Annotated in this window: 4 protein-coding genes; 1 reads left to right on the forward strand and 3 read right to left on the reverse strand. The window is 63.1% G+C overall.

The features are described from left to right. Nucleotides 1–73: 73 nt before the first annotated feature. The 3 genes from J4573_RS46175 to J4573_RS46185 form a co-directional block, all read right to left on the reverse strand. Nucleotides 74–9,163 (reverse strand): LamG-like jellyroll fold domain-containing protein, encoded by a 9,090-nt coding sequence (locus J4573_RS46175; RefSeq protein WP_208262752.1) that lies wholly within the window; start codon nt 9,161–9,163, stop codon nt 74–76. Nucleotides 9,164–9,455: 292 nt separating this feature from the next. Further along, nucleotides 9,456–11,681 (reverse strand): DUF8189 domain-containing protein, encoded by a 2,226-nt coding sequence (locus J4573_RS46180; protein ID WP_208262753.1) that lies wholly within the window; start codon nt 11,679–11,681, stop codon nt 9,456–9,458. Nucleotides 11,682–12,163: 482 nt separating this feature from the next. Continuing rightward, nucleotides 12,164–12,397, reverse strand: a complete 234-nt coding sequence (locus J4573_RS46185) for a hypothetical protein (protein WP_208262754.1) — start codon at nt 12,395–12,397, stop codon at nt 12,164–12,166. A 122-nt stretch (nt 12,398–12,519) separates the two neighbouring features. On the opposite strand from J4573_RS46185, the gene J4573_RS46190 reads away from it, so the two are divergent. After that, nucleotides 12,520–14,007, forward strand: a complete 1,488-nt coding sequence (locus tag J4573_RS46190) for an alpha/beta hydrolase (protein WP_243774695.1) — start codon at nt 12,520–12,522, stop codon at nt 14,005–14,007. Nucleotides 14,008–14,035 lie beyond the last annotated feature (28 nt).

Here is a 14,035-nt window from a genome sequence, read left to right on the forward strand (position 1 = left end):
GAACCCTCTTACCGGAGACCTCACTCATTAGAGATAGCGACACACCGTCACACAGCGGACTTCGAAACAGGCCCTAGCCGTGCCGCCTGCTCCAAGTCGGCCTTCCTCTGATGAAGTACTTTCTAACAACTAGCCAGCGACTTCGGGGATCCGATGGGTCCCTACGGACGGCCACCTTTACATGAGGCCCTTCATCGATACTTCCGTCTTTCGGATCATGCCCCTTAGGGTTCCACTCGATTTCCACCTCTGAACCGTCAGATAGCCTACCGATCCAAAAGTGATCTTTTCTCTCCACGAGATTGTCGAGGGATCCACCAGCTTCCTTGTTTGCTATATCAAACAATTCGTCCTCGGTGTCAACCAGAATGGGGTCTCGGGTCACTCTTGGGTCATTCGACTTCGCACCAGGATGGCCATCATTGTCGTCGGCGTCGGAGCCTCCACCGCTGGCTAGAGCGATGCCGATTGCGATGGCAGTTACCGAAGATGTCACGATCGAGCCCAGTGAGTCTCCGATGTCCTTGAGGACGTTACCGATGTCGGTTCCGAGACCCTTGAGCGCGTCGCCTGGTGGATACGGGAAGGGCCAGGGGAGGCCGATGCCCGGATTGTCGTCGTCTCCTCCGCCGACGCAGGCGCTTGCGGCGCAGCTGACGTTGGTGGCTGGAGAGATCTCCGGCGCCGATTGAGACGGCAGGCTGATCTGGCCGACTACAGGGCCTGCGGTGTTGACGGCGTTGTTGCGCATGTCGCGCAGGGATTGCTGAGTGTCATTGACAACGTTCTTGGTGCCCTGAGTGATGGGCGCCGGCTTCCTCGGGCCGCTGGGGAACTTGTCCCTCGGATCGGGGTAGTGCGGGGTCTTAGCAGCCGACGGCGGGGCCACCGGGGACTTCTGGGCTTTACGTTCCTGGCGCTTCTTCGCGGCATCCGTTCGCTTGCGCTTACGTTCCTTTTCGCGTCGCGCTCGTTCTCCAGGCGAAAGGCCATCTCCGCCGCCACCGCCGCCGCCTCGGTTTCGTCCGGAGCCGCCGCCACCGCCGCCGCCACCGCTGCCGCCGCCACAACCTCCGCTCATCAGTGCCGATACGCTGTACAGATTGTAAGGAGGGCTGTTGCCGTCTCTCCCTTCTCCAGGGCATCCCCCTGGGCCTTTCGGGCCTTTCGGATCTGGCGCGCAGTCACCCATGGCGGTGTAGGAAGTCTGATCGTGACGGCAGTCGTCGCCACCCACGGGACTGTGACCCGTTGGGTCGGCATTGTCCAAGGGATTGGCATTGCCGTAGGTGTAGCGGTTGGCATTGATGGATGCGGGTGAAGGACTGAGCGTCCAGTCGTCGCGGTTTGGGAAGCCCGCCGTGCTGGGGTTGTACCAGCGCGCACCCATGTTGACCTGCCCGGAATCGGGGTCGGTCCAATCGGATTGGTACCCAACGGTCGGCTTGACACCAGTAGTCGCAGTGGGCTGGCCGAAAGGGCTGTAGCTAGTGGAATCAGTGAGAGTGCTGAGGGTCGTGGCAGGGTCGAACTGGCCCGTCAGGTCTCCGTGCTTGTCAAGGAGTGAGATGCGTTTGTTGGATCCCTGGCTCGTGCTCAGGAGCTCGCCTGAAGGGCCACGGCTGTAGGTACTTGCGCCGTCAGTGGTGGGTTCATCACTGGTGCCGTTGTAGGCGAACACGGTGCCGTTGCGAGTCGCGAGCCGATCCAGGGAGTCGTACGTGTAGCTCGTGTTCCCCGCAGTGGTGAGACGATCGAAGGCATCGAAGTCGTAGGAATTGGTGGCGCTCCCTACGGTCTTTGAGGCCAGTGTTCCTCTAGGTGTGTACGTGCTGCTCGTCGTACCGTCGGTGAGCTGCCGGTTACGTTCGTCATAGGTCGCGGTGGTGTCACCTGACTTCGTGCGGTTACCGGAGTCGTCCCACTCGTAGTTGGTGGTGTTGCCGTTCTGCTTCCAGGAGATGAGGCGACCCGCGTAGTCGTAGCCGTAGGTGTTGTCGCCGGCTCCCGCGACACCTGTGGTGGTCTTGCTGGTGGTCTGGTCGTTGTCGTCGTAGCCATAGGTCGTGGAGGTTACGACAGCGTCGCTGGAGTTCTTCAGCGTGTCGGACTTCGGTCGGCCAAGGTCGTCGTATCCGATGGTGCGGACCCGGCCGCTCCCGTAGTCGACCTGGTAGGGCTGTCCAGCGTTGTTGTAGCCGAGAGTTTGTGTAGTACCTGTGATGGCGTCGCGGACGGTGTCGAGGCGCCCGTTGGCGTAGCCGAAAGTCGCCGTTCCCGCGCTGTCTGTGCGGGTCACCGGCTGGTCGTCACCGTTGTAGTCCCAGCTGGCTTTGCCGGACGGTCCATCTGCGTTGAGGAGCTCGCCTCGGTCGTTGTAGCCGAAGACGTTGGTGCCGGATCCTGCATTCGCCTTGGTGAGCTGTCCGACAGCGTCGTAGGCCAGCACGCGATCTGGGGTGGGCTTGGACGTACCGGTGCCGGTCTCAGTGCGCATACGCTGGTTCGCGTCGAAGGTTCGCTGGCGAACGATCCCACCGGGTTCGGTGAGCTTCACCGGGTTGCCGACCTCGTCATAGCTCGTGGTGAACGTCCGATCGGCGACGTTCGGCTGAGCGGCGGTCGACGGGTCGATGGTGGACTCGGGGAGCCCGAGGCTGTTCACGGTGTAGACGGTCGAGTTCTTCCGGCCGTCAGTGAAGCGCGTGCGGTTGCTCGCCGCGTCGTAGCCGAACGTGGTCGTGATCGACGCAGTGTCGGCGGTCGGCTCGACCTGCTTCACCAGACGGTTCAGGCCGTCGTAGTCGAAGGTCTGCTTGTGCTTGAGCGGGTCTGTGATCGATGTGACATTGTCCGCTCGGTCATAGGTGTAGCTGCTCGATCGCAGTTGGCCACCGTCGGGCTTCAGGTCGGCGCGAGTGCTCAGCTGTCCGAGCAGGTTGTACGTCAGCTTCGTCGTCCGGCTTAGCCCGTCGCTCGTGCGAACCTGACGGCCCTGACCGTCGTAGCCGAGCTCGGAGGTGACATTGGCTGGATCGATCGTCCGGATGAGCGCGTTGGTGGTGTCGTAGACCGCCGCGCTCGTTGCACCGCTCGGCGCGATGGTCTTTGTCTGGTTGCCTGCGTCGTCGTAGCCATAGCGGGTCGTGTACGAGGCCGGCGTGGGACGGCGTTCGATCTCAGTGCTGGTTATCTGGCGGCCGAGGTCGTCGTAGGTGGCTTCAGTGCGGGCACCGTTGGGATCGACGCTCGACAGCATCTGGCCCGTACGGGTGTAGTCGTAATTCCACTGAACGCGGTCGTCGTTGGTCTTGTTCGGCGTGTCCTTGACCTGGAGTCTGCCGAGGCGATCGTAGGTGTAGCGGGTCTCGTCCTGCCGCGGGTCAACAAGGCTGGACATACGGCCCAGCGGGTCGTAGTGCGCAATGGTGGTGGGGGTGAGGGGCGCGCTCGATCCTGGCGGAGTGTAGATCGGGTCGACCCACTTCACCGGCTGGCCGAGGTTGTCGTACTCGACCCGGCTGATGTTGCCCAGCTCGTCCTTGTCCTCGGTGTTCTCGTCGAACGCGTTGTAGCCGGTGACGGTCTCCGGACGGGCCGCTGCCGGCTGTCCGCCGTTGCTCTCCACCGAGACCTGCGGTGACGTCGTCTTGGTGGACCGGCCGAGCTCGTCGTATGCGTAGTTGGTCGTGTAAGCGGTCTTGTCGGCCCCGGCCACGTTGCCGCGCGGGTCGGTACGGGAGGTGAGCAGGTCACGCTGGTCATATCCGTAGGTGGTGACCAGCGAAGTCGTGCCATCGGTGACGGTTTGCTTGGCGAGCCGGCCGACTGGGTCGTAGCCATAGTTAGTGGTTTCGGCGGCCGTGGACGTCAACCATGGCAGGTTCGACGCGACGCCGGTCCTGGCGACCTGGGTGACGTTCCCGCCCAAGTCATAGGTGAAGGTCGCACGCCGGTTCAGCTTGCCGGGGTCGACCGTGGTCGTGTCCACGCGGCCGACGTAGTCGTAGGTGTTCTGCACGGCATTCAAGCCGTTGCCAATGACCTGCTTGGTGGGGTGGCCCGCGCCGTCGTACTCCAGTGAAGCCAGCACCACGTCGCGAATGCTGCCGTCGGTGTTGTGGAACTTCTTCAGAGTTGCCGACTTCAGCAGATCGTCACCGTAATAGGCGTAATCGGTCCGGTGACCCATGGCATCCGTAGTGGACGCGAGGCGGCCTGCAGCATCGTAGGAGTACGCACGCAGCACCAGAAAGTCACCCGGGCTAGAGACGCCATCGGGGTCGCCGTCGAAGTCGTACAGCCGCACTTGGGCCAGCTTGTTTCGAGCGGTATAGGCGAACCCGTAATGATTGTCGCCGGCATCCACCATCTCCGTGACGTTGCCGAACCGGTCGTAGTCGAAGCCGGCCTCATGCCCGTAGGAGTCCGTGACCTTCTCGACGTGGTTCTGGTCGTCGTAGTCGTAGCTGGTCACACGGGGGTCCCCATTCGCCAGCTTGTCGACGACCTGCGTCTTCAGAACATTTCCGTCCACGTCGAAGGTCGTGTCGATGCGTTGCTGCTGTTGAACGCCCGTGACCGCGTTGGTCGTCGTCGGAGCGGTGACGCTGGTCAGATTCGACCAGTCGTCGTAGCCGTAGCTGGTCGTGGCGCCGGCCGGAACGCTGTCAGACACCTCAGTCTCGGTCTTGCGGCGACCGATCGCGTCGTAGGTGTACTTGGTCACCATTCCGGAGGGGCTCGTCACCTGTCCCACGTCACCCGCGCTGGTGTAGCCATAGCGAGTCACCGCCCCTCGCGGGTCGGTCATCGTGGACACCATGTAGGCGGGCATCGTGCCGCCGCCCACCGCGCTCTCGGTGCCGTTGGTGAAGGTGTAGTTGACCTGGCCACCGCCGGAGGGATTCGTTTGAACCTGCAGGCTGCCGTTGGCCACGTAGGCGTAACTCGTCTTGTACCGGTCGTCGGTCGGTCCGCTCGAGCGACCGTCCTGGTACGCGATGGGAAGGTCGTTGCGAGGATCGGTAAGGCTGGTCACGGCGGGATAGGAGTAGTACGCCGTATTGCAGACGTCCTTGCTGCGACAGGTGGTGCGGGCCGTCAGGTTGCCGCGGTCGTCGTAGACGAGCTTGACCGTGTCACCGTTCTCGTTCGTGACGGCCGAAAGGAAACCGCGGTCGTCGTAGTCGAAGGTACGGATCCCCATCCCGTCCAATGAATGATGGATGAAATCGGGCTCGTCCCCTCCACCGGGTGGTAGGTCGGTACAGAACGTCGGGTCATCCGGATCAGGACTGCTACAAGTCCTGGTCGGCGTCGGTGAAGGAGTATCCGTCTCCGGCCAGCCATTGTCCTCGTCCCGAACGTCCTGCCCCATTGGCACGCCCACCCGAATGAGCTGATCGGTGACCGCGTCCTGCTCGTACAGGTAGTAGCGGTCCGCCGGATCGTGGACCTCGACCGCGCGACGGACGTCGGGATCGGGGATCTCGACGTTGTCGTGCGTCGCAGTGTCGTTGCCGTACACGACCGGAAGGGTGATCTTCCACGTTCCACCGTTCTGATCGGTGTACTCGCTGACCCGGTCATTGTCGGTGTCGTAGGAGACCTCCGTGGCGGTCTTCCCGCTGGGGAGCGTGATCTTGCTGATCTGGTCCGACGCACGCAGCGCTTCGCGGTAATGGGCCGCGACCTGGTTTTTGTCAAGCGGATGTTGGTAGATCGCTACTTCATCGATGCTCCCCGCGTAGGAGCGTTTGGGGGTGCTGCCCCAACTCGTCCCAGATCCGAGGTTGGTGGCGTATGCCGCGCCGATCTGGTTGTAGGTCAGGGTCGGGTGATTGGGCGTTGCGTTCGACAGCGTACCGGCGACCGCGCCGTCCAAGTAGAGCGTCTGGGTGGAGCCAGTGGCCGACAGAACGGCGTGGTGCCACTTGGCGTCGTTCACGAACGCTGACGAGGTGATCGGGGTGGTGACGCTGCCGGTATAGAACTGGCCGTGCAGCTTGCCGTCAGTCCCGGTGTACAGGACAGGGACACCGATGCTGGGAGTCCCGTTTAGGGGCTTGTCTTGATAGCCCAACAGCGGCCCGCCCGGCCCACTGGGCTGATTCTTGAACCAGACTTCGACCGCGATGTCACGGCTCTTCTTTACCGTGCCCGGAGGTATCGCCACCTGTGAGGACGAGCCGTTGAACGTCGCCGCTGTGTTGTCCGTTCCGGCAATTGCTCCGGGCGTGCCGAGCGTCGTGTCCTTGTACGTCCCAGCGTCTTTGCCGAGGTTGACCGACACCTGGCTGGTCGCGCTTCCTCCGTCGTCTTCGCCAAGCCGCCAGTACGACTCGGGTCGGGTGTCCAGGACCACACTCCGGTAATGCGACCCCGTGTCGTAGTCATAGCTGGTGCAACGGCCACCGGGAGCGCACGCTTTCATTAGCTTGTCGCCGTCGTAGGTGTAGTTCCATGTCAGTACCTTGCCATCGACCGGTGCCGTGCTCACCGACGTCACGTGGGCGCCTGTCCAGCCAAAGTTGAGGACACGGCCGCCTAGGCCAGTGGCCGTCGACAGCCTCCCGGTCGACGTGTCGTAGTAGAGGACAATCGAGTGACCGCCTCTGTCGGAAATCTTCGTGAGGCGGCCGCCAGTGAACTCGAAGCTGTTCCCGCTCTTGTCGGTCAGCTTGCCGGCGGCGCCGTTGAGGGTGAACGTCGCCTGGCGGCCTTGAGGCGACGCGAAGGTCCCGTCTGCGTTCTTGCCAAAGCGAACCTGCTGGCCGTCCGGGTAGCTGACGACCACATTGCCAGTGCCGTCCTGATCCTCGACCGTCCGCATGTCGAACTGGGTCGACCAGCCCGCTCCGAAGGGCGAGTCACGACGCGGATCGAGACTGTTGTAGGTCCGCTCGACGGTGAGGCTCGGCCCAGCCGAAGCCACCGAGGCGTCCACTGCCGTCGTCGAGTAGTTGCCCGACATCGGATCGAACTCGCGGTCTTGTGCCTCGGCAAGACGAGAGGTGACTTCCGGCTGCGGAACAGAGGTCTGCATCATCACCCGCGGAGACGGGGTCTCGCTGGTGGCGTCCTTGGCGAAGGCACGCCAGAGATAGGTCTTGCTCCACGAGAGCTTCCCGGCCGGAACCGTCCAGGCGAAGGTGGGCAGGTAACCGGAGTCGAAACAGTTCACCGCCGAGCCGCCTGGGCCCTGCTCGCAGATCTCGAACTTGTAGCTGAGCGAGGAATTCGGAGTCGCGTCCAGGTCGACGGCCTTGGCCCACATTTGGGGTGACAGGGTCGGCGTCTGGTATCCGTTGAACGGATAGACCTCCTGGAGCACCGGCGCCAGGTTGATGATCTTAATGATGAGCCTGATCGGCGGCACGTACTCGTCGGTGAACACCGGCCCCCCGGACTTCACCATGGTGAAGTCGAGGGAGAAGGTGCCCACCGGCAACGGTTTGATCGTCGCGTCCAAGTTCACCTTCGCGCCATGCGCGACGTTCGCGGTCAGGTTCGCCGAGCGCTGCTGGGTGACCAGCTTGCCCTTGTCGTTGTAGGCCCGGTAGGCGAGGTAGTAGCCGCTCGGCGTCCAGGTGTCCGCGCCCGTGTTGGTAACACTGATCTTTATCTTGCCGCTCTGCGCCTGCGTGACCGGCGGGTTCGGAACCGGGCTGGTGATCGCGTACGAGGCGTTGTACGGGGTGTGCGTCACATAGAGCCGTGGCGGGTTGGCGGTGTCGTGACCGGCGAACTTCTTGGTCCCGGAGCTGCCGCCTGATGCGTCCCGAACCGACAGGCCAAAGTTCTGGGACGGGTCGTTCGCCCACTTCTGGACGAGATCTCTACCGCCCTTGCCCAGGTCGAACAGCTCGCCCTTCTTGGGCGGACACTTCGAACTCCCCGCGCCGAATTCGACGTAGCCGTGACTGAACGACTTGCGAGTCAGCGCCTTCCCAACGCTTGGCCCAGGAAAGGTGAGCCCCGTCTTACCAGCCCACGCCTCTGTCACCGGGTGCACCGTGACCGGACGGGCGTGGCACGTGACGGCCTCGTAGTCGTACATCCAGAGGTACGCGCCATAGATCTTGTGGAACTTCAGCTGGCTCACCAGCTGGGGAAAGGTCAGATAAGCAGCAGACCGCGACCCGATGCTGAGCGTCTGACCGCCGTCGGTGGTCCCGCCGTCGTTGATCGAGACACTCGAGTCGGCCTTGTCCATCTTCACGGTCGGGTCCACCATCACCGGGAACTTGCGCGCCGGATCGGTGAGCCATGCGGAGTCAACGCTCACTTGGAGAGCAGGCGCCCCTCCGAGCGAGACCAGGCTGTAGGAAACCTTGGTGGACGTGGCTGGGGTGTTCGCCGAATCCGTCATGAATCCGGCCGGCACCGTCGCCCGTGTCGTGCCGGTCTCGTCCACGAACACGACTTGACCATTGACGAGTTTGGGGGCCAGACCCTTCAGAGACAGAGGGAAGACGAACGTGCGCGGCGCCTTGGTCGATCGCAGCACGATCGTTTCCTTGACTCCGGCCGAAGCCACATCAAGCTTGAGGTCGGCGTCCGTCCAGACGTCGGGATAGCTGACCGCGCGTTCTCCGGCCTGGCCGGTGCTCGCGACACCGTCTTGAGTTCCGTAAGCGATCTGATGAGCGCCGTCCAGGGTGAGCCGGACGAGCGACCCTGATCCAGTTCGCGGCGCGAGCCTGACATCAGCAGCACCGGCGGCGTTCCGCCATCCCCCCGAAGGAGGCGCCGCAAGGGCCGTCTTACCAACTGGAACCACGCGATTGTCGATCGGGACCCAGGTCCCGTCGGCACGCTGGTAGTTGACCGGCTGCGCCGAGAACTCAGTAGTCTCAGTACCGTCCCCGTTCGCGAAGGTCCGTGTGTACGCTGCTCTGCGATCCGAGAGTTCTCGACTCTTCGCAGGGTCAAAGCCAGTGGACTTCGGCTCGGTGGTGGGTGCGCTCGCAACACGAACCGGGTTTTGGGTTGGTTGCTTCGGCCGCTTGACCGGTGTTATCGGATGCCGTGCACTCAGCGTCTTCGGTTCCTGATGATTTCGATTACCACCAACAGCCTGCTCATGCTCATTTCCGGCTGAACCCCAAAGCTGCCCAGGTCCATGGACCTTCCTGTGCTGGCGCTCGTACCAGGACATCACAGGTCCTGCCGCACCGCCGTCAGCGTTGCTTAGCAATAGCAACACCATGACAAGGGCGATGCCGCGTGCGAGAGCAAGTGTCCGCCTGCTGCTCAACCAGCCAGCAGTCGGTCTACTCCCAGAGCGCCGCGCAAGAAGAAGTCGTCGGTTCAACCCGAACATGCTCACTCCAGACAGCCGTCACAGCAGTCAAACGATTACGGAGAGCAATAGAGGTGAAGGGCAATCAGGGATGAGGGCGTGCAGGCAGCTTCCAGGGCCGCCCGCACGCCCTCTCTGAGGGGCGAAATCAGCGCTTCGCCGCCGGTGGCGCCGCAAGGCTGTGGTGCGTGAACTGCGGTGCGCCGTTCGCGGTCAATCCCTGACCTTGGCTGGTCCTGTCCACGACGTAGCCGTCCAGCTTGTTGTTCACGTTCCTGATCACGACGGTCCAGGCAGTACCGTTCGTGCCGTTGTAGGCGAAGACTGTGGGATCGGTTGCCGACTCCCTGCCCGCACCGAACGGCGAGTCCCAATCACGCCACACGCCGGAGCCCTGAACCGTTTCGCCGGTGTTATAGACAAGGTCGTCCGTGCTCCGGGCGAGGACCTCCAGCTTGCCGGTGAGAGGGCTGATCAGCGCGGCCGGGTTGCCGACGACGGTCAAGTCACCCACGCCCACTTGGGTCCAGTCCTGGGGGAAGCCGCCCGCGTCGTCCTGTCGCTTGGTGACGAGCTTCCCGTCGGGGTTGCGAACAAAGAGCTGTGCCCTGCTCCCCGGAAGGACCACCACTGCCGGCTGACCAGAAAAACCCGGTTCGCTGATGCTCGCGCAGTTGGAGAGTTGCCCGTGCGAGTAGAGGGCGGTCTTCCAGACACCCGAAGTGTCCAGCGCGAAGATCCGCAGACCTTCCCGGACAGGAACGGCCACGGGAGTAGTTGCCGTGGAGAGTCCACTCATGCCCAGGTAGCGGTACTCGGAGTACGGATCATTGGCGCCAGCCTGAACCAAGGCCCACAGTCCACCGCCACCGAAGCTGTCCACCAAGAAGCCGACCTGGGCGTCATCGTGCCGGGCCAACGATACCGACGAACCGATAGCGCCGCCGACATCGTTCAACGCCCCCCATTGGGATTGATTCTTGACCTGCTGCGTCCCCCACCAAAGGGTTCCGGTGGTGTTGTGAGCGACCACCTGAAGCCTGCCGTCCGCCTGTTCCCCCAAGGCCGGACGCCCGGTAAACGACTCATTGCCCGAAATCGCAGTCCACTGAATGTTGTGCCAGTCCCCCGGATCAGGCTGGTATCCCTGCATCAACCAGCCGTAGTTGTCGGTGTAGGCGTACTGCAGCGGAGGCAGGGAGTTGTCGGACGGGGTCTGCTGGAGCGCGCTCATCGGCGAATACTGCTCAACCGGCAGAGCCGCAGCCACAGCCGCCTTCATCTTCCGCGGTGCTGCAGGCGACGCACTCGTGCAACCCGATGGAGCGATCTTGAAGTAGGCGGAGACATCGACCCAGATCTTGATCTGGATCGAGCTTGAGTTCAGGATGCTGAGCTTCCCGTCAGCCCCCAGCTTCGCGGAGATCGAGCCGGTGACGGGAGCAGTACCGGCTACGACGGAGACTGCGTGTGTGCCCGCGTCCGGGGTGCCGGACGGAAAGACCCGCACTGCGCCGCCCCCCTTGAAGGTCGTGCTGGTGGACGCGGCAGTGATGCTGACCGCGACACCTGAGACACCGTCGTTCGGAATCCCCGCGGTGCCGAGCGGCGCCAGCGTGTAGATGCTGTTGGCTGCAATAGCCACACCACTGGCCAGGCGAGTCGGATTGATCGGAACAACGGTCGATCCGATCGCCGCCGTCTGAGGAGTGGCAAAGTATCCCGCCACGTCAAAAGTCAGAGCGACGGCCCCGGACCCAGAGTTGCTGACACTAAGCTTTCCGTCCGCACCGAGCTTTGCGATGACGTGATTATGGAAGAGGAGGCCAGCTCCATAATCAACGCTTGCATCGCTGGGCTTGGTAGTACCCGATGGGTACACCGTTACCCTTCCCGAGGCAGCACCCTTGGCAGCCAGCGTGAACACAACATGGGAGACATTAGAGGAGGGAACACCACCCTTGCCGAGAGGCTCCAGCGTGGCAGAGCCATTGGCAGGTACCGTGACCGGTGCGATTCGCGTCGGCTTCAACGGAACGAATGTTGAACCGGCAGTTGCTCCTGCGCCAGTAAGCGTGTATCCCTCAACGTCGGCATACAGAAGAGCAATGTTGAGTTCCGTATCCGACTTCGGCTGCTTATTGGCGATCTTGATCTGACCGTCTGCGCCGACCTTGGTTATCACCATGTTCTGGCGGTAGATCCCAGGCGAGGGATCGGCGTCGGTCATGTACTCCAGCGACGTGGTCGGCGGCTCGGCGGTACCTGATGGGTACGCCACGAGCCGCCCCGCAGCTCCTCCGACGGCCGAGAGGTTCAAGGCCACTGTGGCCAGCCCGGATGCGGGCAACCCACCGATACCCGCGATCTTCACAGTGGCAGTGTCACCCGCATTCATCGAGATCCCATTGGCAACTCTTACACGCGCCGGATAGAACTGCCCGGGCGTAGATGGAATGGCGGGGACTGATTGCAGAGTTTGTTGAGCGCTTGACCGGATTTTCTGCTGCGCCAAGGCCGGCGCAGACATGGAAGCCACTGTTAGCAAGACGGTTAGCGACAGAGTCAGGACCGCACGTAGGCGATCTCGGCCTCCAGAACCCAAGAAGGTCACAGGCGCCCCCAGGCAAGGAAGGTGGACAAAGCAGACTTAAGTTAGCCCGACCTTGATCGATAAGGAACACTTCCAGTTCCCAAAAATTCTGTGATCCATATCACATTCATCTAACGACAACTGAACATCACCGAGAGACGTCGCCGATTCAGGATTGACTGCACATTAATTCTGACTGCTCATTAAATGGACGTAAAAAAACGCCCTACCGGTTGCCGGCAGGGCGTTGGGTCTTGGTTGGGTCAGGGGGTTTCGTTGGGCATGGGGGCCGGTTGGGCTTGGTCCATGCGTTCACGGGTCCAGTACTTCTCTACGCTGGCCGGGTCTTGGCCGGGGACGGAACTGGCGTCGTGGACCGCGGGTTGGGCTGGGTCGTCGCCGGGCTTTGCCTGGCCGGTGGTGGCGATGGCCACGACCGCCGTTCCGGCGGCTGCGGCGGCCAGGCCCAGCAGGAGGATGGTGCGCCGTCGGGGCATGTCGCCTCCAGGGTCGGAAGTTCTCCGATTCATCCTAGGGTCATGACCCAATCGTGATCTCTTGTCACTTAGATCTCTTGCACCCCCGCTCCCGTCTCTAGGAGACCGTCTTCGTGACCCGTATGGGCCGAACGGCCAGAGTCCTGCTCGCCACCGCACTGCTCGGTGGGGTGGTCTCGGGCCCGGCTGAAGCCGCGACAGAGAAGATCAAGTGGCACAAGTGCGCCGATGACCATGGTGTGCAGTGCGGCACGGTGAGCGTGCCGATCGACTGGGCGCATCCCAAGCGGGGGCGCGTGAAGATCGCGGTCGCGAGGGTGAAGGCGAAGAACCCCAAGAAGCGGATTGGGGTGTTGGTTGTTAACCCGGGTGGGCCTGGGGGGTCGGGGGTCGACTTCGCCCTGGACCGGGGCGGGCTCTCCAAGGCCGTGCAGGAGCGGTACGACATCGTGGGGTTCGACCCGCGGGGTGTTGGTGCCAGCCACGCGGTGAAGTGCGGGAACGTGGGGCGCGCGCCTGGGGGTTACCCGGGGAACGCGGCCGCCTTTGGGCGGCTGAAGGCTTATCAGACAAAGCTTTATCGGGCCTGCCGGAAGAAGACCGGGCTGCTGTACGACTTCCTGGGCGCTACGAGTGTTGCTCGGGATATGGACGCCATTCGGGGGGCGTTGGGAGTTCAGAAGGTCTCGTACTACGGGCGGTCCTATGGGACGTGGCTCGGGCAGCGTTACGCGGAGCTGTTCCCGGGGCGTGTCAGGGGGATGACCCTGGACGGGACCATGGACCATAGCGTCAAGGGTGCTGCGCGGTTCTCGGCCGATGAGGCCAAGGGGCTTGAGGCTGCTTATGGGCAGTTCGCCAAGTGGTGCCCCACCTCGAAGCAGTGTGCGATTCGGGGCAAGGACCCTGTGAAGCTGCTCGACGCGCTGATGCTGCGAGCCGAGAAGGGGAAGCTGCACGAAATCGACGACCCGAAGGTGCGGCTAGGGCCGCCCGGGCTGGCGCAGATGGTCCGCAACTCGATGTACGAGCCGATCGCGTGGGCTGAGCTGGGCCAAGAGCTTGCCGAGCTGAATAGGCAGAAGGCTTCGGTCGCCAAGAAGGCTGCGTCTGACCAGGGGCCGGACGGGGCGTTCGCGGGGATTCTGTGCGCGGACTGGTCCTTGCCGGTGAAGGACTACAAGGCGCTGCTGGACGTACGGGCGCAGACTCGGAGAGCTGCACCTCATGTAAGGGTCAATCCGCTGGGGTGGGAGGCGGTGACGGCTTGTCTTGGACGTAATAAGGCGGCGTCGGACCCGCAGCGGCCTTACCGGATTAAGGGGACCCCGCCCATTCTGGTCGCGGGTGGGGTTGGTGACCCGGCGACCGTGTATCCGTGGGCCGTGGATGTGAATCGGGGGGTCTTCGGGTCTTCTCTGCTGACCTACGAGGGGGCCGGGCATGGCTCGTACGGGCTCAGCGGGTGCGCGCGTAAGGCGATCGATGCCTATCTGCTGACGGGACGGACGCCTGTGCTGGGGGCTCGTTGCCCGGCGGTGCCGCCGAACTTCAACCAGGGCATGGGTGCTGTGAAGACCCGGTCTTCTGGGGTTCCGCTGCGGTTTTGAGGGCTGGTGGCGGCTTCGGGGCTGGTGG

The organism is Actinomadura barringtoniae (assembly GCF_017573505.1).
Taxonomy (GTDB): Bacteria; Actinomycetota; Actinomycetes; order Streptosporangiales; family Streptosporangiaceae; genus Spirillospora; species Spirillospora barringtoniae.